24 protein-coding genes are annotated in these 25,792 nt (G+C 37.4%); 3 read left to right on the top strand and 21 right to left on the bottom strand.

Annotated elements, in window-relative coordinates; genetic code table 11:
- Positions 1 to 233: 233 nt before the first annotated feature.
- Both LG276_RS10030 and LG276_RS10025 read right to left on the bottom strand, forming a co-directional pair.
- On the bottom strand, positions 234 to 1,919 hold the full coding sequence (locus tag LG276_RS10030) for a DAK2 domain-containing protein (protein WP_224938576.1): 1,686 nt from the start codon (positions 1,917 to 1,919) through the stop codon (positions 234 to 236).
- Between the two features lie 16 nt (positions 1,920 to 1,935).
- Positions 1,936 to 2,298 carry an Asp23/Gls24 family envelope stress response protein gene (locus tag LG276_RS10025; RefSeq protein ID WP_095369566.1) on the bottom strand — a complete coding sequence of 121 codons (363 nt, stop codon included), beginning with the start codon at positions 2,296 to 2,298 and terminating at the stop codon, positions 1,936 to 1,938.
- A gap of 406 nt (positions 2,299 to 2,704) precedes the next feature.
- On the opposite strand from LG276_RS10025, the gene rpmB reads away from it, so the two are divergent.
- Positions 2,705 to 2,893 (top strand): 50S ribosomal protein L28, encoded by a 189-nt coding sequence (gene rpmB / locus LG276_RS10020; RefSeq protein WP_095369567.1) that lies wholly within the window; start codon positions 2,705 to 2,707, stop codon positions 2,891 to 2,893.
- Between the two features lie 69 nt (positions 2,894 to 2,962).
- Here rpmB and spoVM read toward each other — a convergent pair whose 3' ends face one another.
- From spoVM to LG276_RS09935, 17 genes are all read right to left on the bottom strand, one after another.
- On the bottom strand, positions 2,963 to 3,043 hold the full coding sequence (gene spoVM / locus LG276_RS10015) for a stage V sporulation protein SpoVM (protein WP_095369568.1): 81 nt from the start codon (positions 3,041 to 3,043) through the stop codon (positions 2,963 to 2,965).
- Between the two features lie 90 nt (positions 3,044 to 3,133).
- The gene (locus LG276_RS10010; RefSeq protein ID WP_224938575.1) at positions 3,134 to 3,787 is read right to left on the bottom strand and encodes a thiamine diphosphokinase; all 654 of its coding nucleotides are present in this window, start codon (positions 3,785 to 3,787) and stop codon (positions 3,134 to 3,136) included.
- Between the two features lie 133 nt (positions 3,788 to 3,920).
- Positions 3,921 to 4,565 carry a ribulose-phosphate 3-epimerase gene (rpe, locus tag LG276_RS10005; protein ID WP_224938574.1) on the bottom strand — a complete coding sequence of 215 codons (645 nt, stop codon included), beginning with the start codon at positions 4,563 to 4,565 and terminating at the stop codon, positions 3,921 to 3,923.
- A 3-nt stretch (positions 4,566 to 4,568) separates the two neighbouring features.
- Positions 4,569 to 5,453 carry a ribosome small subunit-dependent GTPase A gene (gene rsgA / locus LG276_RS10000; protein ID WP_224938573.1) on the bottom strand — a complete coding sequence of 295 codons (885 nt, stop codon included), beginning with the start codon at positions 5,451 to 5,453 and terminating at the stop codon, positions 4,569 to 4,571.
- Positions 5,454 to 5,468: 15 nt separating this feature from the next.
- Positions 5,469 to 7,460, bottom strand: a complete 1,992-nt coding sequence (gene pknB / locus LG276_RS09995) for a Stk1 family PASTA domain-containing Ser/Thr kinase (protein ID WP_281202427.1) — start codon at positions 7,458 to 7,460, stop codon at positions 5,469 to 5,471.
- Between the two features lie 9 nt (positions 7,461 to 7,469).
- Entirely contained in the window at positions 7,470 to 8,219 is a 750-nt protein-coding gene (locus LG276_RS09990; protein ID WP_095369572.1) for a Stp1/IreP family PP2C-type Ser/Thr phosphatase, read from the bottom strand.
- A 4-nt stretch (positions 8,220 to 8,223) separates the two neighbouring features.
- Complete coding sequence (rlmN, locus tag LG276_RS09985; RefSeq protein ID WP_224938571.1) at positions 8,224 to 9,309, bottom strand: 23S rRNA (adenine(2503)-C(2))-methyltransferase RlmN; 1,086 nt, start codon at positions 9,307 to 9,309, stop codon at positions 8,224 to 8,226.
- Between the two features lie 4 nt (positions 9,310 to 9,313).
- The gene (gene rsmB, locus LG276_RS09980) at positions 9,314 to 10,666 is read right to left on the bottom strand and encodes a 16S rRNA (cytosine(967)-C(5))-methyltransferase RsmB (protein ID WP_224938570.1); all 1,353 of its coding nucleotides are present in this window, start codon (positions 10,664 to 10,666) and stop codon (positions 9,314 to 9,316) included.
- Complete coding sequence (gene fmt / locus LG276_RS09975) at positions 10,663 to 11,613, bottom strand: methionyl-tRNA formyltransferase (RefSeq protein ID WP_224938569.1); 951 nt, start codon at positions 11,611 to 11,613, stop codon at positions 10,663 to 10,665. Before fmt ends, rsmB begins: the two co-directional genes overlap by 4 nt.
- Positions 11,610 to 12,095 carry a peptide deformylase gene (gene def, locus LG276_RS09970; protein ID WP_095369576.1) on the bottom strand — a complete coding sequence of 162 codons (486 nt, stop codon included), beginning with the start codon at positions 12,093 to 12,095 and terminating at the stop codon, positions 11,610 to 11,612. Before def ends, fmt begins: the two co-directional genes overlap by 4 nt.
- Before the next feature lie 112 nt (positions 12,096 to 12,207).
- Positions 12,208 to 14,616 (bottom strand): primosomal protein N', encoded by a 2,409-nt coding sequence (priA, locus tag LG276_RS09965; RefSeq protein WP_224938568.1) that lies wholly within the window; start codon positions 14,614 to 14,616, stop codon positions 12,208 to 12,210.
- Positions 14,613 to 15,821 carry a bifunctional phosphopantothenoylcysteine decarboxylase/phosphopantothenate--cysteine ligase CoaBC gene (gene coaBC, locus LG276_RS09960; protein ID WP_224938567.1) on the bottom strand — a complete coding sequence of 403 codons (1,209 nt, stop codon included), beginning with the start codon at positions 15,819 to 15,821 and terminating at the stop codon, positions 14,613 to 14,615. The genes priA and coaBC overlap by 4 nt, the downstream gene beginning before the upstream one ends.
- A gap of 158 nt (positions 15,822 to 15,979) precedes the next feature.
- Positions 15,980 to 16,204: a DNA-directed RNA polymerase subunit omega gene (gene rpoZ / locus LG276_RS09955; protein ID WP_095369579.1), complete on the bottom strand. Its 225-nt coding sequence runs from the start codon at positions 16,202 to 16,204 to the stop codon at positions 15,980 to 15,982.
- 1 nt (position 16,205) lies between these two features.
- On the bottom strand, positions 16,206 to 16,820 hold the full coding sequence (gene gmk, locus LG276_RS09950) for a guanylate kinase (RefSeq protein ID WP_095369580.1): 615 nt from the start codon (positions 16,818 to 16,820) through the stop codon (positions 16,206 to 16,208).
- 9 nt (positions 16,821 to 16,829) lie between these two features.
- Positions 16,830 to 17,093 carry an extracellular matrix/biofilm regulator RemA gene (gene remA / locus LG276_RS09945; RefSeq protein ID WP_095369581.1) on the bottom strand — a complete coding sequence of 88 codons (264 nt, stop codon included), beginning with the start codon at positions 17,091 to 17,093 and terminating at the stop codon, positions 16,830 to 16,832.
- A 59-nt stretch (positions 17,094 to 17,152) separates the two neighbouring features.
- Positions 17,153 to 18,025, bottom strand: a complete 873-nt coding sequence (locus LG276_RS09940; protein WP_224938566.1) for a YicC/YloC family endoribonuclease — start codon at positions 18,023 to 18,025, stop codon at positions 17,153 to 17,155.
- A gap of 167 nt (positions 18,026 to 18,192) precedes the next feature.
- Positions 18,193 to 20,871: a cation-translocating P-type ATPase gene (locus LG276_RS09935; RefSeq protein WP_224938565.1), complete on the bottom strand. Its 2,679-nt coding sequence runs from the start codon at positions 20,869 to 20,871 to the stop codon at positions 18,193 to 18,195.
- A 280-nt stretch (positions 20,872 to 21,151) separates the two neighbouring features.
- Here LG276_RS09935 and LG276_RS09930 point away from each other — a divergent pair, with 280 nt between their 5' ends.
- Positions 21,152 to 22,864, top strand: coding sequence for an NFACT RNA binding domain-containing protein (locus tag LG276_RS09930; RefSeq protein ID WP_224938564.1), 1,713 nt, complete (start codon positions 21,152 to 21,154; stop codon positions 22,862 to 22,864).
- A 73-nt stretch (positions 22,865 to 22,937) separates the two neighbouring features.
- On the opposite strand, the gene LG276_RS09925 is transcribed toward LG276_RS09930, so the two are convergent.
- Complete coding sequence (locus LG276_RS09925) at positions 22,938 to 23,681, bottom strand: SDR family NAD(P)-dependent oxidoreductase (protein ID WP_224938563.1); 744 nt, start codon at positions 23,679 to 23,681, stop codon at positions 22,938 to 22,940.
- Between the two features lie 22 nt (positions 23,682 to 23,703).
- Entirely contained in the window at positions 23,704 to 24,459 is a 756-nt protein-coding gene (locus tag LG276_RS09920; protein ID WP_224938562.1) for an SDR family NAD(P)-dependent oxidoreductase, read from the bottom strand.
- Between the two features lie 170 nt (positions 24,460 to 24,629).
- On the opposite strand from LG276_RS09920, the gene LG276_RS09915 reads away from it, so the two are divergent.
- Positions 24,630 to 25,730 carry a LuxR C-terminal-related transcriptional regulator gene (locus LG276_RS09915; protein ID WP_224938561.1) on the top strand — a complete coding sequence of 367 codons (1,101 nt, stop codon included), beginning with the start codon at positions 24,630 to 24,632 and terminating at the stop codon, positions 25,728 to 25,730.
- The last annotated feature ends 62 nt before the right edge of the window (positions 25,731 to 25,792 follow it).

Below are 25,792 nucleotides of genomic sequence, written 5' to 3'. Positions count from 1 at the left end.
AAACAGCCCTTCTTTACGGGAAATAAAGAAAACTCGCCCTTTTGGCGAGCACTAAGGCGAAGACAGAGGCATAGTTTCATAAACTAAATGATTAAATAACTAACCTCTAATTACCCTCCTACCATCGATATCAAATTCCAATTGCAGTAAGCAGGAGAAGGCAGTGAGTCATTTGATGAAAAAAGACCACGGGAGCAGTGTAAAAGAAGCTACCCATGGCCATTCTCTTCTATTTATTCTACCGAGAAGATAAATGCATATAATGGTTGTTTGCCGTCGTGCACTTCTACTTCGACATCATCATACTTCTCTTCTATATAGTTAAGAATTACTTCTACATCTTCTTTCGAGGCATCTTCACCTTGAATAATTGTGACAATTTCCGAATCTTCATCTATCATCTGGTCAATTAAACTTTTAGCAGATTGAAGTTTATCCTTATCTTTAACGATAATTTTGCCTTCTTCAATCCCCATAAAGTCGCCTTTTTCAATTTCAAGACCATCGATACTCGTATCGCGGACTGCGAAAGTGATCTGACCTGTTTTCACATGCGATAACGCTTCAGACATATAATCCTTATTCTCTGATAGCTCCGCGGATGGATTAAAGGCAAGGAGCGCACTCATTCCTTGAGGAACAGTTTTGGAAGGAACAACGATGGCATCGGTTTCTGATACTTCACACGCCTGTTCAGCAGCCATAATAATATTTTTATTATTTGGTAAGATAATTACTTTCTCTGCGTTCACTTCTTCAATCGCCTTTACAATATCCTCTGTGCTTGGATTCATTGTTTGGCCGCCTTCAATTACTACATGCGCCCCAATACTACGGAAAACCTCAGCAATTCCGCTTCCCATTGAAACAGTGATTACTCCGTATTCACGTTTTTCTTGGGGAACTTTAGTATCATTTTGTGATGCGGAAGCCTTTTCATCTTCGTCAAGAATGTTTGTGTGTTGCAAACGCATATTCTCGATCTTCATATTAATAAGATTTCCGTACTTTTGTCCATAGGATAAGCAATCACCTGGTTGTTCAGAATGAATATGAACCTTCACGAGGTTTTCATCAGCAATCACAAGTAGGGAATCACCATATTGACTTAAGTCTTGACGGAATTTTTCTTCAGAGAATGGATTCGTAGCTAACTTCTCAGATTCAAATCTAACCATAAATTCTGTACAGTATCCGAATACAATATCTTCTGTATTCATATGGCTCTGTACACTTTTATGATGTTCTGCACTTACAAGCTCCTCCATTTTCGGAAGAGATGCACTGGAGTCAGGTAATGCTTCTCCTTTTAATTCTGCTAGAAAGCCTTCATATACAAAAAGTAAACCTTGTCCACCACTATCAACTACCCCTACTTCTTTTAACACTGGTAGTAGCTCTGGTGTACGCTCAAGAGAAGCCTTAGCTTCATTAACGATTGCTTGCATAATTTGAACAATATCATCTTCTGTTTTCGCTACTTGTACTGCCTTGTTTCCAGCATCTTTCGCAACAGTTAATATTGTTCCTTCAACAGGTTTCATCACCGCTTTATAAGCCGTTTCTACACCCGCTTCAAATGCAGATGCAAATTCAAGTCCATTTACACTTTCTTTCTGCTCAATATGCTTTGCGAACCCACGAAAAAGCTGAGAGAGAATTACACCAGAGTTACCACGAGCGCCCATTAATAGACCCTTTGAAAGAGCAACCCCAACTTTACCAATATGATTGGTTGTTATATTTTTAACTTCCTTTGCACCAGAAGTCATTGACAAGTTCATATTTGTCCCAGTATCACCATCTGGAACAGGGAAAACATTCAATGCATCTACATAATTCGCATTTGTAGATAAATGATTAGCTCCTTGGACAATCATTTTCGCAAATTGTTTTCCTTCTAAAACTTTAATTGACACGAAATTTTCCTCCTCATTACGGGTTCGTTACACGAACACCTTGAACAAAAATATTAACAGACTCAGTACTTAGACCGACTGTTTGATCTAAAGTGTATTTAACTTTGGATTGCACATTATGAGCAACTTCAGAAATCTTCGTTCCGTAGCTAACAATAATATACATGTCGATATGTACTTCATCTTCTTCCTGACGCACGATGACACCTTTAGTAAAGTTTTCTTTACGCAGGATTTCAGATAAGCCGTCTTTTATTTGATGTTTAGAGGCCATGCCAACAATACCATAGCAGTCGACTGCTGCTCCTCCTGCAATTGTCGCAATTACGTCATTTGAGATATCAATTTGCCCGTAGTTATTCTTTAGTTCGATGGACATTTTATTGTTCCCCCTTCTGGTAAATTACTGCTTCTTCTAAGCTAGTCTTCGTTTTCATTGTGAATATCTAATGAATGACAATCATTGTATGATGAAGCCATGGAACGAATAGACGCATGTACTACACTTTTCATAAAGAATATTTTACTATACATGTAAGCATTTTAAAAGTCATACTTACCTCTTTCATATTATAACGTATTTCCACAGCATATATGTCAAGGTTTTTTTCTTGATAGAATAGAGGCAAACTATTGCATTGTAGGTGTTTGTATGATAAATTATTAAAGTATCTTTTTAGTATGAAATTGGTGCGAGCTACTTTCATATTAAGTTAGATGTAACTGACAATTGTGATCGAAACATGAAAATAATGATGTCATGTTTTAGTAAGGAGGGAATATAGATGCCACGCCAATGTGTAATTACTGGAAAGAAAACAAAAACAGGTAATGCTCGTTCTCATGCTATGAATGCTAACAAACGTACTTGGGGTGCTAACCTACAAAAAGTACGCATTCTTGTAGACGGTAAACCTAAACGTGTATGGGTTTCTGCAAGAGCTTTGAAATCAGGTAAAGTTGAACGCGTATAATGAATGAGAGGGTACCAGTATTGGTACCCTCTTTTTTTATACAATATTCGCACTAAAGACGTTAGAGTATTACTCCTTTTTAAATGTCCCTAGCATCGCCCTCACAATGCCTCCCAAAAATTTAGGCAGCTTGATTGTATAAAATCTCATTTAAGTCCCTCCTCAAAGTCTCACACCTTAAGTAATAAACGTACGCACTACTTCTTTTTATTCATATTAGAACAAAGGAATCAATATTAGTTATTTTTCATCCTTACTTCTTATCACCATTAATATGCCTTTATCAAAAGAAAAAGTACCATTATCATCAATAAGTTCATTACTAATACAAAGAGTTGACCCTAAAGGTACGAAGTGATTAGTTAATGGGTACTTGAATCCCGTTAATGTCAAGTTCCTCACGTTTTCTGTTACCGGAATAAAAGATATATATGGGTAAGATGATTCCTTAGCAATTTGATAATGGCCGCTCTTTTTAACCATAATTTGATTTTGTTTATCAACTAAACAAATAGGTACTAGAATGTCATTTAGAAGTGGTTGAATTAACAGTTGAGTATTAGCAAAAAAATGATCTAATCTCCCACCTGTGGCTCCAAATACCGTAATTTCTTCTGGCTTTTGCTCGATCGCCCATAAAAGTGCTAGTTCCATATCCGTTTCATCCTTTTCAGGTTTTACCCTTTGAAGATGAGGAACATGCTGCTTAATCATACTGTACTGACTTTCATCAACTGAATCAAAATCTCCAAATGCATAATCAATTGCGATTCCCTTTTTTATTAATGTATAAGCGCCACGATCAACACCTATCCATAATACTTCATCAAAACAATAGTCATTGAGATTGGGTAGATACTGTTGTGGTCCCCCTGCTAATATATTGATTTTCATCTCTACGCCCTCCACTTTTCCTATCCTTTTAGGTTATGAACTATTTATTCTTTTAAATTGCTAACTACTGTAAAATACAAGAAACATAAGAAAAGCTGACTCTAAGTATAATCTTAAAATCAGCTTTTTCAGGTCAATTCCGCAGTCTAGCGATTGCTTCTTTGCGGTCTTGTTTATTATAAACGGCAGAGCCTGCTACTAAAACATTCGCTCCTGCAGCAATGCATTTTTTTGCAGTCTCCTCATTTACCCCACCATCCACTTCGATTTCGAGAGAGGGATTAGATGTTTTACTCCATTCTTTTACTTCAGCAATTTTAGGTAAAACATTTTCAATAAATGATTGTCCACCAAAGCCAGGGTTCACCGTCATCAATAACACCATATCAACATCAGTTATTACATGCTTAATCGCTTCGACAGGTGTTGCTGGGTTAATCACAACGCCTGCTTTCACACCCAAGGACTTAATGAGATGTATTGTACGATGAAGGTGTTTACATGCCTCAGCATGAACAGTAATAATATCTGCTCCTGCTGAGGCGAAGCTTGGAATATATTGATCAGGATTTTCTATCATAAGATGAACATCTAATGGTAGGTTCGTTATCGGTCTAATGGCTTCAACAATTAACGGACCAATCGTAATGTTAGGAACAAAGTGACCATCCATCACATCTACATGAATATAATCCGCTCCCCCACGTTCGACATCAAGAATTTCTTCTCCTAATTTAGAAAAATCTGCAGATAAAATCGATGGTGCAATTTTTACCATGCGTTAATACCTCGGCTTTCTGTCTCTTATTTCGTCTATAAAAGTAATATAATGCTCATAGCGATAACGTGGCAAATCTCCGGCATCTATAGCTTGTTTAACTGCACATTTAGGTTCCTTTAAATGCATGCAACCTCTGAATTTACATGAGCTGCTTAATTCTTGGATGTCAGGAAAATAATTTTGTAAGTCCTCTTGCTCAATTTCTGTAAACTCTAAAGAGCTAAAACCCGGTGTATCAGCGACAAGTCCACCATTAATCTCAATGAGCTCCACATGTCTTGTTGTATGTTTTCCTCTCCCTAAATGAGAGGATATATCGTCTGTTTTTAATTGCAAATCAGGACGTAATACATTCAAAAGTGAAGATTTACCAACACCTGATTGACCAGCAAATACGGATATTTCTCCCGTTATGAAAGGATAAAGATCTTCAATCCCTTCCGCCGTTTCGGACGAAGTCAAAACAACTTTATAGCCTGCTTTTCGATAGTTATCAGCATATACAGCTAGTGTATCTTGTTCCTCTTTACTTGCCAAATCCATTTTAGTGATACAAATAATAGGCGTAATATGATTCGATTCTACCAGTACAAGAAAACGATCTAATAACGCTGTACTAAAAGTAGGTTCAACACTTGAGAAAATGAGAAAAGCTTGATCTACATTCGCTATAGGTGGGCGAATAAGTTCATTTTTACGCTTTCTCACTTCTAAAATATACCCTTCTTTATCATTTTCTGCTTGATAGTGTACTTCATCTCCGACTAATGGAGTTATTTTATTTTTACGAAAGACACCGCGTCCACGACATTGGATGATTTCTTTATCCTTGTTCAAAACATAATAAAAGCCACTTAAAGCTTTTATGATTTTGCCTTCTGGCATAGTAGTCCTCCTACATCACTGTTCATACGGAACATTTTCTTGAATAATCATTTGTCCATCCCTCATAATTTGGTAAGAAGCGGTTTCTCCTGGTTGTATTTGCAGTGAAAAGGAAATAACTCGATCTTCAGTAATATGAATCGTATTAAATGGCTCATCAATATTGTTGTCCATATCTTCTATAAAGATTTGTACTTCTTGAGGTTGTCCGACATTATCAGGATTTGGCTTATACGGTACATTCACTTCTCTTTTCACTTCAACAGGAACTTGTTCCGGCCCACTTGATAGATAAACTTTTACTGTGTCCCCGTCATTTAAAGATGCTCCAGCTTCAGGTTCCTGCCGAATGACCTCGCCTTGAGCAATCTCAGCATGATGCTCTTCTCCAGCTACTTCAATTGTTAATCCACTAGATGCTTCGTATTCTGCTAGAGCCTTATCATTATAACCGGTTAAATCTTTTAATTCTATCGGTTCCTCCCCTTTGCTGACGACGAAGATGAGCTCTTCTTCTTGGGGAATCACTTCTTCTCCGGGATCAATATTCTGTTCGAGAATTGTTCCCTTGGCTTCCTCACTAAATTCTTCTTCTGATTGGATAGATTGGAAACCCTCTTCTTTTAGTAACTCTTCTATATCACTATAAGGGCGACCAGTAAAATCCTCCATAGAAAAGCGCTCTTTACCGATACTTTCATAAATATTTACTGCTGTTCCTTCTTTCTGTGTCCTACCTGCTCTCGGTTCGGTTCTTATAACTTCTCCTGCTTTCACTTCATCATTGTTTTGTTCGATTTCTTCACCAATCGTAAATCCTTCTTCTTGTAACAATGTTTTCGCTTCATCCACGCTCATATTTGATACATCTGGTACAGTAACATCATCAGGTGAGAGCACCTCAGGTAAAACAGTGATGGTAAGAACAAATAGCACAACTAATAGAACAAAAGTAGATATAAGAATCATTGGACCTTTTTTTCGTTTTTTCTTCTTTTTCGTATCTTCTTTTTCTTTTTTGGGACTTTCCTTTTTTACAATAGGTACAGGACTATCTTCATTTTTTTCTTCAATTTTATGAATAATCGTTTCGTCAGTAGGGTGGTACATTTTATCTGCAGTAATAATCGGAATTGCTTTTGTAGCATCATCGTCATCAGGTACAGTAAACTTTCTTTCATTCATCCTCTCTTCGTTCAAAGATGTAGAGAGGTCTTCTTCCATTTCATCGGCACTATTATAGCGATGGAAAGGGTCCTTTGCTGTTGCCTTCAATACGATATTTTCAACACTTTGTGGTATATCTGGGTTCCATCTTCTTAAGGAAGGCGTTTCTGATTGCAAATGTTTCAATGCAATAGAAACAGCTGATTCTCCTGAAAACGGTAATCTTCCAGTTAAAAGCTCAAACATGACAATCCCTAATGAATAAATATCTGATTTACGGTTTGCCATACCGCCTCTGGCTTGTTCTGGTGATAAATAATGAACCGACCCTAATACGGAATTCGTCTGGGTAATGCTCGTTGCACTTAGAGCCATCGCAATTCCGAAGTCAGTAATTTTTATCTTACCTTCATGATCAATTAAGATATTATGTGGTTTAATATCACGATGAATAATCTGGTTTTGATGGGCGTGAGAAATAGCTGAGGTCAGCTGTTTCATAATATCAATCGCTGTTTCCAAAGGAACAGGTCCGTTTTTTTGTATGTATTGTTTTAATGTTTGACCGTCAACATATTCCATGACGATGTAATATAGGGTATCTTCTTCTCCTACATCATAAATCGTCACAATATTTTGGTGAGTTAAGCTTGTAGCTGATTGAGCTTCACGGTGAAATCGTTTAATAAACTCATCATCTTCAGCGAAGTCTAGTCTCAACATCTTTAGTGCCACGTTTCGATCTAGAATCATATCATGAGCTAAATAAACGTTGGCCATGCCGCCTCCACCGACCATTTCCAAAATTTTATAACGGCCGTTTATACGCTTACCAATCATCAACGTTTATCACCCTCTCTCACAATCATCTGCATACTCGATGATTACGAGGGTAATATTATCTTCCCCTCCATTTTCATTTGCTCTTTTAATTAACTCAGTAGCTTTCTCCTCTAATGAGTCATTTCCATTTATAATCGATTCCATCTCTTGTTCTGAAACTTTGTTTGACAAACCATCAGAGCATAGCAATAGTCTATCGTCTTCCTCAAAAATAATTGTTTTAATATCTTGGTTTACATCTTCTTCCGTACCGAGCACACGTAACACTAAATTCTTCATCGGATGATTTTCAGCATCCTCTTTTGTAATTTGCCCAGACCGAAGCAGTTCATTAACAAGGGAATGGTCGTCAGTTAGCTGCTGAAAACCCGCTTCATTTCTAATATAACAACGGCTATCACCTACGTTTACAATCGTAGCAAATCGACTAGTACAAATAGCAGCAACAACGGTCGTACCCATACCTTCACATTCAGTTACTTCTTTACTGTGAGCATATATAGCTTTATTGGTTTCATTAATATGGTCATGCAACCACTTTTCTGCTTGATCCGCGGTTTCAATCTTTGGGGCAAGCAGCCACATAGATTTTAGCTTTTCTTTGGCCATTTCACTAGCTACATCACCAGCTCGGTGACCGCCCATACCATCAGCTACAATAGCTAAGCGATCACCACTGGCGTTTGTAAAAATGCCACCATTATCTTCATTTCGCTGACGAAGTTTCCCTACATCAGTCATAAAAACAGCCTTCATACTGTCACCTCGTTTCTTCTTTTCTCTCCTTTGCACGAAGTTGTCCACATGCTGCATCAATATCATGACCTTGTTCTCTACGGATGGTCACATTAACCCCACGATTTTTCAATGCCTTTTCAAATTGAAAAATCTGCTCTCTAGGAGTTCTTACATAGTCTCTCTCAGGTACGTAATTGACTGGAATTAAGTTTATATGACACTTCAATCCTTTAACGAGATCAGCAAGCTCTTCTGCATGCTCTACTTGATCATTGACTCCTCCAAATAAACCATATTCAAAACTTACACGTCTTCCTGTCTTGTTCACATAATAATGAATAGCTTCCATTAAATCGGGCAATTTATAAGCGCGGTTGATCGGCATTAATCTTCCTCTTATATCATTATTAGGGGCATGCAAGCTGACAGCAAAATTGATTTGCATATTTTCATCAGCAAATTTATAGATTTTCGGGATAATTCCGCTTGTAGATACAGTGATATGTCTAGCACCAATATTCAAGCCATCATCATGATTAATAATTTTCAAGAAAGACATCATTTGATCATAATTATCAAACGGTTCCCCAATACCCATAATGACAACAGAGCTTACTCTTTCATCTGTTTCATCTAATGCTTGTTGTACTTTTACGACTTGAGCAACGATTTCTCCTGCTTCTAAATGACGTTTTAATCCCCCTAAAGTCGAGGCACAAAATGTACAACCAATACGACACCCTACCTGTGTTGTAACACAAACAGAATTACCGTATTCATGACGCATTAAAACCGTCTCAATTGAATAGCCATCGTGTAACTCAAATAAAAATTTAATCGTGCCATCAGTAGATTGTTGCTGAATAATCGTTTTTAATGTTGTTAAAGTAAATGTAGCAGCGAGCTTTTCTCGCAAACTTTTTGATAAATTTGTCATATCATCGAAGTTTGTTACTCTTTTTGTATATAACCAATCAAAAATTTGACTTGCGCGGAATACTTTTTCATTATTTTCTTTTAACCAGTCCTTTAGTTCGTCTAATTGTAATGAATAAATGGATGGTTGATGATTCGTTTCTGTATTTTTCTTTGTTGCACTTCTTTCCATGTGATTACACCTTCTTTCTCAGACAAGCGATATAAAACCCGTCTGAACCAATATATTGCGGTAATACTTGTATTTCAAAATCATCCACAAACGTTTGTAATGCTTGTGGTAGCCTTGCCTTAAGTGTTGAGTCTCCAACAAATTCTTTATGGTCACTTAAAAAACGTGAAATGACTTGGTGGTTTTCAGATTCATCAACAGTGCATGTACTATACACTAGCATACCACCTTTTTTTAATAATGGGGTGATGGCATTTAATAAATCCAATTGAATGGACTGCAGGCGTGATAAATCATCTTCTTTTTTTGTGTATTTCATATCAGGTTTTCTACGCATCACACCTAAACCTGAGCACGGTGCGTCTAACAAAATACGATCAAACGACTCTTGCGGGAAATGATCTTGAACTTGTCTACTATCGAGAGCAAGAGTACCAATATTCTCTAATCCTAATCTATCTGCTGTTTGTGCAATAAGCTTCACTTTATGCTCATGGAGATCTATCGCTATAACCTCTCCACTCCCCGACATCGCTTCAGCAATATGAGACGTTTTCCCACCTGGAGCTGCACAAGCATCAAGGATTCTTTCATTTTTTTGAGGATTCAGGGCCAAGCAAGCTAACATTGAACTTTCATCTTGTATTGTGATAAGTCCATTTTTGAATGCTGTAGACTTGGCAAGATTTCCTCGAAGAGCATGAATGGCTTCTGATACCCATTCACTCCGTTTCACGGCATATCCTTCCTCTTCTAATAATGTAATCACTTCTTCTGTCGTAGCTTTCGTACTATTTACACGCGCTGTTTGAGTCGGAGCTTGTAAATTAAGCTTACACATTTCTTCCGTTGCTTCTAGCCCAAATTGATCCACCCATCTAGCAACGAGCCATTCTGGGTGACTTGTTGCTATCGAGATTCTTTGAATAGGATCTTTAATTTCTTCCACTTGTCTAATCCCAGTTCTTTGTACATTTCGTAATATCCCATTCACAAATGAAGCAATGCCTTTATGGCCTTTATTTTTTGCTATTTCTACCGCTTCATTTAATGCCGCATGATCAGGAATTTTATTTAAGTGAACCATTTGGTAAACCGTAATCCTTAATAATTGCTTTACCCAAGACTCCACTTTATTTGGTTTTTTTATATAGGGCTGTAAATAATAATCTAACGTCATTTTACGTTGTAGCGTCCCATAAACCAGTTCTGTCAGCAAACCAATATCTTTTTGTTCTAAATGATTTTGATTAATAGCATGGTTTAACAGGAGGTTACTATACGATTGGTTCTTTTCAATTGCATCTAACAAATCCATCGCAACTTCTCTTACATTTTTTTTTCTTTGTTTTTTCATTGATTGTCCCCTAACTTCATGCCAACTTGAAGATGGGCACCTGCGCCGCGCAGGTAATCTTTCGCTTTCATGCGTTTTTTACCTGATGGCTGAATCTCTGTTAGCTTCAATATCTGACCATCGCCGGTGGAGACATTGATGCCATCCTCTTCTAATCCAACAATTGTTCCAGGCACTTGATTTGATTTTGATTCAATGATCACAGAAGCCCACACTTTCATAACTGCATCAGACAAAGTCGTATAAGCAACTGGCCAAGGATTCATCCCTCTAATATGGTTATAAATTTCTATTGCTGGTTTACTCCACTGAATTTTTTCTTCTTCACGCTTAATATTGTATGCAAATGTTGCTAAATTTTCATCTTGTTGTTTCGGAAGCAAATCACCCTTTAATAATGGTGGTAATGTTTCTAACAATAGTTTGCTACCAGCTTCACTTAATTTATCATGTAAGCTACCAACAGTATCGTCCTTAGCGATTTCGACTTCTACCTGTGTTAAAATATCACCTGCATCCAACTTTTCAGCCATATACATAATCGTAATACCAGTCTTTTCTTTCCCTTGGATGATGCTGTAATGAATTGGTGCTCCACCTCTTAATTCTGGCAATAATGAAGCATGTACGTTAATGCAACCATATTTAGGTGCATCTAACAATGGCTTAGGGAGAATTTGCCCGAATGCAGCCGTGATAATAAGTTCAGGCTCTAGATTTAAAACAGCTTGCAAGTCCTCTTTATTTTTAACTTTCTCAGGCTGTAGCACTGGAATACCGTGTTTTTGTGCTTCCACTTTTACTGGTGGTGGAGTTAACACCTTTTTCCTTCCCACTGGCCGGTCAGGTTGTGTAACAACTGCAATGACTTCATAACCTGCTTGAATAACACTTCGTAATACCGGAACTGAAAAATCCGGTGTACCCATAAATACAATTTTTGTCATTCTTCATCCAACCTCTCTAACTCTTCTGCCTCTATATATCTGCTAACTTTAGTGGTGAATAGGATTCCATCCAAATGATCAATCTCATGTAAAATGGCTCTAGCAAGAAAACCTTCTGCTGCGAACTCATATGGCTTACCCTTTCGATTGAAGGCTTTTATTTTCACAAATGACGGTCGTGTGACATCACCATAAATACCGGGAAAGCTCAAACAGCCTTCTGGATCTGTTTGTTCACCTGATGTTTCGATTACTTCGGGATTTATCATCTCAATCGTGCCATGTTCATCTTCAATATCTACAATCGCTATTCTTTTATTGAGACCTATTTGAGGAGCAGCTAGTCCTACACCATCAAATTCAATCATTGTATCATACATATCATTTAATAGCCTTACTAATTTTTTATCAAAAACCGTTACCGGTGTACATTTTTCTTCTAAAATTGTATTAGGGTACATCACTATTTGTTTAACACTCAAAATATAAATCCTCCATAACATCTTCTCATTCAACAGACAGCCATAGCTAGACTAAAATTATTACCATTCTCGACGATTTTCTCTATCTATAACCTTTTTTAGTTATTTTTCTTTACATCAGAATAAATGGATTAACATCCACAGATATTTTCAAGGAAGTTGAAGTCACTTCTTGCTGATACTGATCTAATATCTTTTTTAATGATTGATTTAACTCTGGCTCCCGTTTGTATTTTATCAAACATTGGTAGCGATATCTATTGTTGATTCGTGGAATAGGTGATGCAACCGGACCAAGACAGATGGCGCTTTTAGTTAAGCGACTAGTCAGAAATGTGGTAATTTTTTCTGTGACATCTAACGCTTTCATCAATTGCTCGTGACTGACCGTAATAAGCGTAATAAAATAAAAAGGTGGGTACTTTAAGCCTTTTCTAATCATCATTTCGCGCTCGTAAAACTGGTCGTAATTTTGTTCAGCTGCTAACTCAATACTATAATGTTCAGGACTGTATGTTTGAATGACCACTTCTCCTGGTAATTGATGACGCCCTGCTCTTCCACTCACTTGCGTCAATAACTGAAACGTTTTTTCTGATGAACGAAAATCTGGCAAATGAAGCATTGTATCAGCTGATAATACACCGACAAGCGTTATATTTGGAAAATCAAGTCCCTTGGCAATCATTTGGGTCCCTAGCAGAATATCTGCATGGCCTTTTTGGAACTCATTAAGCAGTCGCTCATGAGAGCCTTTTTTACTCGTTGTATCCACATCCATACGAATAACTCTCGCTTCAGGCAATACTTTATGGAGTTCTTCTTCTACCTTTTGTGTCCCTGTGCCAAAATAACGAATATGATCACTCTGGCATTCTGGACAAACAGAGGGGACATGATCCTCATATCCACAATAATGACATTTCATTTGCTGCTGGTGGCGATGATAAGTTAATGAAATATCACAGTTCGGACAATTAACAACATAACCACAATCACGACACATGACAAAAGAAGAGTATCCACGTTTATTTAAGAAAAGGACTGTCTGCTCTTTTTTTTCTAGACGTAATTGGAGCTTTTCTAATAAGGAGGAAGAAAACATCGAGCGATTTCCACTTCTTAGCTCTTCACGCATATCTACAATATCCACCTGTGGTAAATCTTGATTATTCATCCTCTTCGGCAAACTTAACAAAGTGTATACACCTTTTTTAGCACGAGCAAATGATTCGAGTGAAGGTGTAGCGCTACCTAAAATAACGGGGAAACTACCTTGCTTCCCTCGTTTTATTGCTACATCTTTTGCATGATATTTTGGGTTTTCCTCTTGTTTATAACTTGTCTCATGTTCCTCATCTATAATGATGAGACCGAGGTTTTCAAAGGGAGCAAATACAGCTGACCGCGCTCCAACAACGACTTTCACTTCTCCACGCTGTACTTTTCGCCATTCATCATACTTCTCACCAGCAGATAATCCACTATGCATCACAGCTACTTGATTCCCAAATCTTCCTTTAAAACGATGAACCATTTGTGGGGTAAGTGAAATCTCTGGCACTAAACAAATTGCTTCTTGGCCTCTCCCTAGTACTTTCTGTATCGACTGTAAGTAAACTTCTGTTTTCCCACTCCCTGTTACGCCATACAATAAAAACACTTCATGAAGGGATTTTGCAATGCGATCATGGATTGGATCGATGGCTTCTTGTTGCTCATTTGTTAACAGCAATGGTTCTGTTCGTGCAAAATAACGATTTTCATAAGGATCACGATAAATTTCACGTTCGCTCTCCTCTAATACTTCTTTTTTCACTAGTTCTTTTACGACGGCATTCGATATTTGTAGAGTTGCCGTTAAGTCAGTTAAGAATATCCAATCATTATTTGCGATAAAGTATGTGATCACGTCATGTTGTTTTTGTGCTCTTGGTGTAAGAGAAGATTGATAAGTCTTTAATTCCTCTGTTGAAAGGGCGCTTCTAATAGCGAGGCGTTTTTTCTTTTTTATTTTATCTTTCACTTCATAAATAATTAGAATATGACCTTTCGTTACTTCTTGCTGTAACAATGATAAATAGCCTGTTTCTTTCGCTTCTTCCCACAGGATGCTATCTTGGTTAGTAAATAAGTCTTGTAAGGTTTGGGGTAACAAATGTTTGCTTTCAGTTGAAACTTGTAATTTTTTTTGATATTTTGCTTTAAGTGCTGCTGGTAACATCGCTTGATAAGCAGAGATCCGATAACTTAAAGTTTCTTCTGATAGCCAATTTCCTAATGAAATGAGCGACTCAGATAATACAGGTGTTAAATCTAACGGCTCAATGATATTTTTTAATTTATTAAGCGTGGACTGAGGTTTGATCCCAATGACAAAACCTTGAATTCTCCTTGGCCCAAATGGGACAACGACGCGCATCCCAATTTGAATGACCGTCTCAAGTGATTGCGGAATAACATAATCAAAAGGTCGATCTGTTTGCTTAGCCGGTACGTCAACAATGACCTCAGCAATCATTTTCCCTCATCCTCGTGTATATGAAGTGCTTCTTTTAGAATGCTTACTGCTACGTCATGTTTTGACATTAACGGGAGATCAGTTTTAGTTCCATCCCGTTTATAGAGAGTAACAACATTCGTATCTGTTCCAAATCCGGCACCCGCACTTGTTACATCATTGGCTACTATCATATCAGCATTTTTCTTTTCCAGCTTTCCTCTCGCATATACATCCACATTATTTGTTTCTGCCGCAAAACCCACCAACACTTGATTTTTCTTTCTTTTACCAAGTGCCATTAAAATATCTTTAGTTCTTTCTAATTCCAACTGTTGATCACCATCATTCTTTTTCACTTTCTGATCATAAGTATATTTAGGCCGATAATCTGCTACAGCAGCCGTTTTTATTACAATATGAGCATCAGCAAAGCGAGTAATCATTTCTTCATACATTTCTTCCGCACTTTCAACATTGATTACTTTTACACCATGAGGTGAAGAAATATGGACAGGACCTGATACTAATGTCACATCTGCACCAAGTTTCGCTGCGACTTCTGCAATCGCATAGCCCATTTTACCACTCGAATGATTGGTTAAATAACGAACAGGATCAATTTTTTCTCTTGTCGGCCCTGCTGAGATCAATAACTTTTTCCCTTTTAACAACGGTTCCTTTTGATTGAAAAAATGATTCATATGCTCAACAATCTTTTCCGGTTCTTCTAATCTACCTTTTCCAACATAACCACATGCGAGATAGCCTTCACTCGGTTCAATAAATTGATAACCAAACTGATGAAGAGTATCAATATTTTTTATCACTGCAGGATGATTGTACATATTGACATTCATCGCCGGTGCAATCCATACAGGCGATGTGTGTGCTAACAATGTTGTAGAAATCATATCATCTGCTAGGCCATTTGCAAGCTTACCAATAATATTCGCAGTTGCTGGTGCAATCAATATCAAATCTGCCCAGTCCGCTAAATCAATATGAGCAATCTTACTAGCGTCCTTTTCATCGAAGGTATCAAAATATACATCATTACGTGACATCACTTGAAAAGTTAATGGTGACACAAATTGTCTAGCTGACTCGCTCATCATTACTTTCACACAAGCTCCAGCTTGCGTTAACTTACTTGTTAAAGCTACAGCTTTATAAACAGCAATACCGCCGGTTACACACAACAGGATTTTTTTACCATTCAACATCTATACAAACCCCCAATATTCAAAAGGTTATTTTTCTTTTATTATGAATAATTTCGCTCACTTTTTCATCTATCTCTTCTTGTTTTTAACAAAAATTACGGCTATGAACAAAAATAACAACCTCCATACAGGTTGTTATTTTTTCATATATGTGTATTTTACCTTTTTTCCCCTTCATGCGTTGTATCACCTAAGCGATAAAATAGTTCGTTTGCATTAATCTCTTCTAACGCTTTACCCACATTTTTATGTGATACATATTTTTCTAAACGATATTGCTCTTCATTATTTTGTAATTTCCGTGCTCTTTTAGCAGCCACAGACACAAGAGAGTATTTTGAATCAATTTTTGTCATCAATGAATCAATTGATGGATTTAACATATTATTCAGCCTCCAACATTTTCAAATATCTAGGTTCAACGCGCGTGCGACGGCAATGTTCTGCTACTACAATCGCATTAATTCTGTCACAAGCGTTTTCCACTTGATCATTTTCTACAACATAATCATATAATTTCATCATTTCAATTTCTTCTTTAGCTGCACTTAAACGATTATTAATTATATCTTCTGTTTCTGTGCCTCGTGTAACAATACGATTTTTTAATTCAGATAAACTAGGTGGAACAAGGAAGATAAACAAGCCATCAGGAAACTTCTCACGCACTTGCTTTGCACCTTGTACTTCTATTTCTAAAAATACATCCTTGCCCTCGTTTAACGTTTGCTTCACATAATCAACAGGGGTTCCATAATAGTTGCCAACAAACTCAGCATACTCCAATAATTTATCTTGTTCTATTAATGTTTCAAATTCTTCACGAGATTTAAAGAAATAATCTACTCCATCCACTTCACCTTGTCTCGGCTTTCTTGTTGTCATAGAAATAGAGTATTCAAATGCCGTATCAGGCTGTGAGAAAATCTCTTTTCTCACTGTACCTTTCCCTACACCAGATGGACCTGAGAGTACTATTAATAAACCTTTTTCCTTCATTAGAAAATCCTACCCTTCATCGATAACATCATCGCGGTCATTCAGTCGTGCAGCTACTGTTTCCGGCTGAACAGCAGATAAAATGACATGATCACTATCCATGACAATGACTGCTCTCGTTCTACGGCCATATGTTGCATCTATCAGTACACCACGGTCTCTTGCATCCTGAATAATTCTCTTAATTGGTGCCGATTCCGGACTCACTATTGATATGATTCTATTGGCAGAAACAATGTTTCCGAAGCCAATATTAATTAATTTTATTGACATATGCGTCCCCCCGTCATCAGTTAACTATTTTGACCTTTATCACGCGTTTCTAAACCGCTTTATTCAATATTTTGTACTTGTTCTTTCATCTTTTCTAATAGACCTTTCATTTCAACCACTTCTCCAGCAATGGTAGAATCATTCGCTTTAGAACCGATTGTATTAACTTCTCGATTCATCTCTTGAATCATGAAATCAAGCTTTCTGCCAATTGCATCTTCCAAGGAAAGGGTCAATTGAAATTGATTACGATGTGATGCGAGTCGTGTCAATTCTTCATTGATATCGGCCTTGTCTGCAAAAATTGCCACCTCTGTAATAATTCTTGATTCATCAATATGACCATCAGCATATTCCTCCATTCGCTTTCGCAAACGGTCTTCGTATTGCTTTACCACGTTAGGGGCTAAGTCATATAAGCGGTTAAGACATTCAGTTAGTAAACCGAGCTGTTTAAAAAGATCCTTCTCTAGCTCCTTACCTTCAGCTAACCGCATCATTTGCAGCTCTTTACCAGCTTCATTTGTCGCTTCAAGAATCAACTCATCTAACCATTCGTCTTCTTCATCCACTTCCACAATAGCAAATACATCTTCATTAAGTAAATCTTTTAACCCAGGCTCACTGCTTAACTTATATTTTTCTTTCACTTCTGTCATTGAACGATAAAATTCGTCTAACAAATCCCAATCCACACGTATCTTCTTTTGTTTCGATCCCGTTTGTTCTATGGTTGCATAGACTTCTATTCTACCACGCTTAATATATTGATTAAGCGTTTTTTTTATTTTATCTTCCAGCTTGAGAAATTGCTTTGGAATGCGCAGGAAATATTCTGTAAAACGATGATTAACCGTTTTTACTTCAATCGTGATAGAGAAGGTGTCAGTTTGCCTTTTACCCTGTCCATACCCTGTCATGCTCGCTACCATCGTTTAACCACACTTCCTTTCGCCGTTTGCGGGAAGTACCTACAACTTTCTTATACAAATTTGGCACTAACCATACCTTTTCTTACACTCATATATTATGTAGTTTTCTTTAAAAAACCAAAAGGTAATAGAGTTTCACTCTACTACCTAAAGGATTATACCATATTTCACTTCGATTTTCTTGCCAAATATGTGAAGCCAAGCAAAAATGTTGGGACAGCTGATAAGCCAACAATCATTAACCAATCACGACCAGCGATTGGTACTGTGTGGAAAATTTGTTGTAATGGCGGCCAATATAAAACGACTAGCATAAGTAAAACCGAAGAAATAACCGCCCAGACAAGATACATATTACCGAATGGGTTTCGAGCAAAAACTGATTTTTCACTTCGACAATCAAACACATGAATTAATTGAGCAAGGACTAATGTCGCAAATGCAACGGTTTGCGCATACGCGAGCTCATTAGGATCGCCTTTATATGTGAGCATAAACGCAAGTAAGGTTACTCCACCAATTAAAAATCCTCTTGAAATAACTTTCCAGCCAAGTCCTCTTGAAAAGATGCCCTCTTTAGGATTACGCGGTTCTCGCTTCATGACATTACCTTCTGGTCGGTCTAAACCTAACGCCATCGCCGGCAGCCCATCTGTTACTAAATTCACCCAAAGAATTTGTATAGGTACTAGCGGCAGAGGTAGTGCTAGTATCATTGCAAATAGCATAACCAGTATTTCGCCAACATTAGATGCAAGTAAATACCTTACAAACTTTCTAATATTATCGTAAATATTTCGCCCTTCTTTTATTGCTGATTTAATGGTTGCAAAGTTGTCATCAAGTAAAATAAGAGAAGATGCTTCTTTTGCTACATCCGTACCGGTAATGCCCATGGCAATGCCAATATCAGCAGCTTTGATAGCTGGTGCATCATTGATTCCGTCCCCTGTCATGGCTACAATATGACCACGATTTTGCAGAGCTTTAACGATCTTTAATTTATGCTCCGGTGATACGCGCGCAAACACCGATACATCATCCACTACATCTTCTAACTCTTCTGTACTCAATGTAGCTAATGTTTTTCCTTCCATTACTTTTGTTGACTTATTAAGAATACCTAATTGTTTAGCAATTGCTTGAGCAGTTGTAATATGATCGCCTGTAATCATCACTGTCTTAATTCCTGCTTCTTTACATTCTTTAACCGCAGCTCGTACCTCGGTCCTTGGCGGATCAATCATTCCCTGTAAACCTATAAACGTCAATCGATTTTCTGCCTCTTTTTCTGATTTTATTCTGCCCTCATTAGTCAATTCTTTATATCCTATTGCAATTGTTCTTAGGGCTTGGGAGGCTAAACCGTGAATGGCCTCATTCACTGACCTATGCATCTCTTGGGTCATTGCTTGCTTACGGTTATCCCACAGGATACTCTCACAGTTCTGTGCCAACACATCCGGTGCTCCTTTACAGACAACAAATCTTCTGCCACTAGCATCTTTTAACACGATACTCATCATTTTTCTAGTTGAATCAAAAGGAAATTCTTCGAGAATTTCATATTGATTTAATAAAGAGGGGCGACTATATCCTGCTTTCATCCCAGCGACTAACAATGCACCTTCTGTTGGATCACCGTCAATGACAAATTCTTTATTTTTCTTATGAATTTCAGCATGATTACAAAGCATACCAAACATCAATAATTGTTGTAATGTTTTTTCATTTTTTGGATCTACACGTTTTTCACTGCGATAAAAATCTCCTTTAGGTGTATAGCCAATGCCATCTACTTGCCAAGTGTTACCACCACTCCATAAATGGGTGACAGTCATTTTGTTCTGAGTCAAGGTTCCCGTTTTATCGGAGCATATGACAGAAGCACACCCTAATGTTTCTACTGCTGGGAGCTTTCTGACAATCGCCTTTTGTTTAATCATGCGTTGGACTCCAAGCGATAAGGCCACGGTGACTATCGCCGGTAATCCCTCTGGTATTGCTGCTACAGCTAACGATACCCCTGTTAAGAACATCGTATATAATTCTTGTCCTTGAAGCACACCGATACCTACGACAAGAACCGTTAAGAATAGTGCGACAACAATGAGGATTTTTCCTAATTGTTCCAACCTTCTTTGCAGCGGTGTTGTCATCGTTTCCGCACTTTGGATCATATCAGCGATTTGTCCCATCGCTGTTTTCATTCCTGTGCCAATGACAACCCCCACTCCGCTACCCTTCGTTACGATCGTACCCATAAAGCCCATATTTTCCATATCGCCGATTCCGGGGTTATCTTGCTTAATTGCTGCGACTGTTTTTTGCACTGGTAATGATTCACCTGTTAAGGCCGACTCTTCTATTTCTAAGTTATTGCACTCGATTAAGCGGATATCCGCCCCAATTCTATCACCGGAGGAGAACTTCAATAAGTCACCAACAACGACTTCTTTTGAGGGGATTTTCTTCCATTCTCCATCACGTAATACTGTTACATGAGGTGTGGATAATTCTTTTAGCGCACTTAATGACTTCTCTGCTTTTCGTTCCTGAAAAAAACCTAATACTCCGTTGATAAGTACAATCGCAATAATGGCGATTGCATCAATATATTCACCCAGTAGCCCAGATATCAATGTGGCTACTAATAGAATTAAAGTCATAAAGTCTTTGAATTGACTAAAAAATAAGAGTAAAGCAGATTGCTTTTCTCCCTCTACTAATTCATTATATCCAAATTGCTCTAATCTTTTTTGCGCATCTTCTTCAGACATGCCTTCATGCCTATTCGTGTTTAACGTGTCTTCAACCTCTCTCGCTTCCATCTCATGGTATTTCATCCGGACATCACACTTCCTCCTTTTCATTTTAAGAGAATTCGCATCTACTACATGCGAACCGTCCTGCTTCCCCTACTATCTCGATGGAGAGCTGTCCTATTTTTAAGGCTCTCATGAAAGCTTATTCAGTCTCGTCCTAAAAAATGCTATGCTATTATGAGAAAGAATGTTTTTACATAAACAGAAAGCTTTTAAAAACCATTTGTTTATGGGAAAATAGCTTCCATAAAGTAAAGAGACGCACAGCGCTGAATCTCGTGCGTAGAAAAGGATGTTTTCAATGTCATTTGATGGATTATTTACAAAAGCGATGGTAGAGGAGTTACAATCCACTCTTAAAGGTGGTCGAATTAATAAAGTTCACCAACCTTATAAAAATGAAATGATATTAGTGATTAGAGCAAACGGAAAAAATCATAAATTACTCTTATCTGCTCACCCAAGTTATGCTCGGGTACAATTAACAAATGAAGCCTATGACAACCCGAGCATACCACCGATGTTTTGCATGCTATTAAGAAAACATTTAGAAGGATATATATTAGAAGATATTAAACAAATGGATTTAGATCGCATTATTATCTTTGACATTAAAGGCCGCAATGAGATTGGGGACGTTTCCTATAAAAGACTGATTGTAGAAATAATGGGACGACATAGTAATATTACGCTTATCGATCAAGAACGAAATATGATTCTCGATTGTATTAAACATGTATCTTATGCCGTAAATAGTTATCGTGCCTTACTTCCAGGTCAAACATATGTGACTCCCCCGGCTCAAAATAAAGCCAACCCAATAGAAGCTGATGAGACGGATGTATTACGAAGAATGGACTTTAATAGTGGGAAGTTAGATAGACAACTTGTACAACATTACAGCGGGTTTTCTCCCCTACTTGCAAAAGAAATTGTTTACCAATCAGGATTAGCCAACCGTACAACATTACCTGCTGCCTTTATTAAGACAATAGATAAAATAAAAAACAAAGAAGTTCAACCGACCATTACGATAAATGAGCATAAAGAGACTTTTTATTTCCTCCAGTTAGATCATATTCAGGGAGAGCAGCGTCATTTTGAGAGCTTAAGTCTAATGCTTGACCGCTATTATTTCGGCAAAGCAGAAAGAGATCGTGTCAAACAACAAGGTAATGACTTGGAAAAATTCATTAGCAATGAAAAAGAAAAAAACACAAAAAAAATAGAGAAATTAAAACTAACCATGCAAGATGCAAAAAATGCCGAGCAATTTCAATTGTACGGTGAATTAATTACAGCTCATATGTATGCCATTCATAGAGGGATGGATGAGATTGAAGTGAGCAATTATTATGATGAAAATAACAGTAATGTCCTTATCCCTCTAGATACACAAAAAACACCTTCGCAAAATGCACAGATATACTTTAAGAAATATCAAAAAGCTAAACATGCCAAACAAGTTGTACAAGAACAAATAGATCAAGCCTATGAAGAAGTTAACTACTTCGATCATCTTTTACAACAAATACAAGCCGCATCACCGAAAGATATTGAAGAAATACGGGAGGAACTTATTGAAGGCGGTTACTTACGGGAAAGACAAAAAAAACAGAAAAAGCCGGTCAATGCCAAACCAATCCTTGATTATTTTGTCGCTAGCGATGGGACAGAAATCATTGTTGGTAAGAACAATAAACAAAATGATTATTTGACGAATAAATTAGCTGCAAAAGACGACATATGGCTCCATACAAAAGATATCCCTGGGTCCCATGTGGTCATTAGAGATAAAGCGCCAAGTAATGAAGTTATTCAAGAAGCTGCTTGTTTAGCTGCTTATTTTAGTAAAGCGCGTAACTCAAGTAGTGTACCCGTCGATTACACAAAGGTACGTAATGTGAAAAAGCCGAGTGGTGCTAAGCCCGGGTTTGTCATTTATGATCAACAACAAACAATCTTTGTCACCCCTGATGAAGAAAAAGTCATTTCACTTAGTAAAAAGAAATAACAAAACCCAATTGAGATGAACGCCTTACTCTACCAGGCGATCCATCCAATTGGGTTTTTTATTAGTTAAACAGTTACTGTGCTGTATAACCACCATCTACTAATAAGGTTGTACCATTTACAAAGCTCGCATCATCACTTGATAAGAATAAAACAGCTTTAGCAATTTCTTCTGGTTTTCCAAGTCTACCTTGTGGATGAAGGGAGGCAAGGTGATTCTTCACATCTGATTCTAATTCTGATAATAAAGGCGTATCAATGTATCCCGGACAAACCGCATTTACACGGATATTTTCTTTCGCATATGCCGTACATAGGTTTTGTGTTAACAGTTTCACGCCACCTTTTGCAGAGGAGTATGCTGGGATATTAGGCAGTGAGACAAAGCTATGAATAGATCCTGCATTCACTATTACACCGCCGCTTCCTTGTTTTTGGAATTGTTCGATTGCGTATTTATCTGATAGAAACACACCAGAAAGATTAATATCAATCGTTTTTTTCCATTTATCATAATCTAATTCAGCTGCTGGCCCATCGCTGGCAATACCCGCATTGGCATACATGATATCCAATTTTCCAAACCGACTAATTGTTTGTGCAACGACATTTTTCACATCTTCTTCGTTTGATACATCTGTTTTAACAAATAAAGTCTCATATCCTTCTTTATTCAAAGTATCAGAAAGAGCTTGTCCCTTGTCAGAGAAATCAGCTATGACAACCTTTGCACCTTCTTTTACATATTCTTTGACAACTGCTTCACCAATACCACTTGCTCCACCTGTTACGATTGCTACTTTATCTTGTAATTTCATTTTAATCTCCTCTTTCTTTTCATTATCTTGCTGTCGCTCCACCATCAATGACAAACTCTGCCCCTGTAGTGTATGCTGAATCGTCTGAAGCTAAAAAGAGCACTGTATTAGCTACATCTTTTACTTTACCTAAATAACCGAGTGGAAATAGGTTCTTTCCTAAAGCATCTTTTGACTGACCAGTCTGTTCTGAAGCATAATCAGCCATGCCAGTATCAATATACCCTGGATGAATGGAATTTACTCTAACACCCATTGGAGCATATTCAATGGCAGCGTCCTTAGTCATGACACGTACAGCACCTTTACTTGCACCATATAAAACATGGCCGGGAGAGCCCACTAAGCCTGCAATAGAAGAAGCGTTAATCACAGAACCTTTCTGCCGCTCAGCCATTAATGGCATAATATGCTTCATTCCTAAAAACACACCCCCTACATTAATAGCCATTAATTTATTCCATTCCTCTAGCTCAATTTCAGCTAGTGGTTTAATAAGATAAATCCCTGCATTATTGAAGAGAATATCTACTTGGTTATAAGCTTTTATCGCCTCATTAGCGACCTTACGCCAATCATTTTCATTACTTACATCATGGCGAACAAATATTGCTTCCCCACCATTTGCTTTGATTTCTTCGACGGTACCTTGACCAGACGTTTCATGAATATCTGTCAGAATAACTTTTGCTCCTTCTTGTGCAAAAAGAAGTGCTGTCTCTTTCCCAATCCCAGTGCCACCACCAGTAATAACAGCCACTTTTTCATTTAATCTCATAATCCTTACCCCTTCTCTGCTGTCATATTTACATGAATATCCTTACTTATCAACAATTCATTCATTGTTCACCCCACATCTACAATGATACAAACTTTAACTTTTTAGCGCTATCCTATAAGATACTGTTTATGAGTAGCTATTTTACAGTCATATATAGGGGGAATTTCATGGCTCAATCTCATGATCGTTTTGAAGAAGTTACATTGCGGGAATTTATATTCTTTATGAAAACATATAGGCAAAACTTAGAAGAAAATATCCGGATATACCTTAATGTCGAGGGGATTTCTGACGAAGAGCATTTTGAGGCGGTTACACTGCTACTCCGTTCCTTTACAGAATGGTTTCACCATATACACATGGGAGAAATGGAGGAAGACATTCATAATCAGTTAATAGATTGGCTTTATGCGCAAATATCCATTCTATCCACTGAACGATTATATTTGTTTTCATTGATTCTACAAAAAGCGGTAACAACCTTATTAAAGAAAGAAAAAATTCATAAGAACGATGGGTTTATCATGTTTTTATTTAACTTACAATCAGATTTACTGAAAACATATCAGCAAATAGCAAAAAAAGAGAAGCAAATACCTCATAGAGCACCCTTAACTAAATTAAGTCAATTATTAATTCGTTCATCGAAGACGGAACTCCCCGATATCCTAAAAAAATGTGAAGATTGGTTTGGGTTTAAACGTTGTGTCTTTTATGGTTATATTCCGTGGTCCAATGAATTTTATGGTGCAGTCGGAACAGAAGTTATCAAAGTGCAGAGTATGAAAGGTCAGTTAGGAGAGAATTTCTCAGTCTTCTCTACAAAGAAACCAATTTTCCTAAAAGACCCTAAGCAATTAATTAGACAAGAACATATCGAATTATTCGGCTTATCTTCAATTATCTTTCTTCCCATTTTATGTGAAGAACAATTATATGGCTGGTTAACTTTTGACCAAAAGGGAGAGGCGTTTGAATATAGTAAAGAAGAGTTAGATTATATCAATGAAGTAGGTATATTATTGGGTTTATTCTTTTCTCGAAAAAGTGGAAATGATATGATCCAATCCTCCATTCATCTTACCCAAAGGGAGCATTCTATTCTCATCCTACTAGCTGATGGTCATGATAATAAAACCATCGCCTCCATGCTCTATTTAAGCGAGCATACGGTGAGAGATTATGTCAGTCAATTAATGACTAAACTAAAAGCAAAAAATCGCACACAAGTTGTGGCGATTGCTTTTCAATCGGGATTATTACATTAATTCCTCTTTACTGATAAAACTGTATACTGTTAGATAGGCTAAGCGAAAAGTTTGCTATTGCT

This window comes from Cytobacillus kochii, from assembly GCF_044790165.1.
GTDB classification, from domain to species: Bacteria; Bacillota; Bacilli; order Bacillales; family Cytobacillaceae; genus Cytobacillus; species Cytobacillus kochii.
This window is presented reverse-complemented; position numbering and strand designations above follow the sequence as displayed.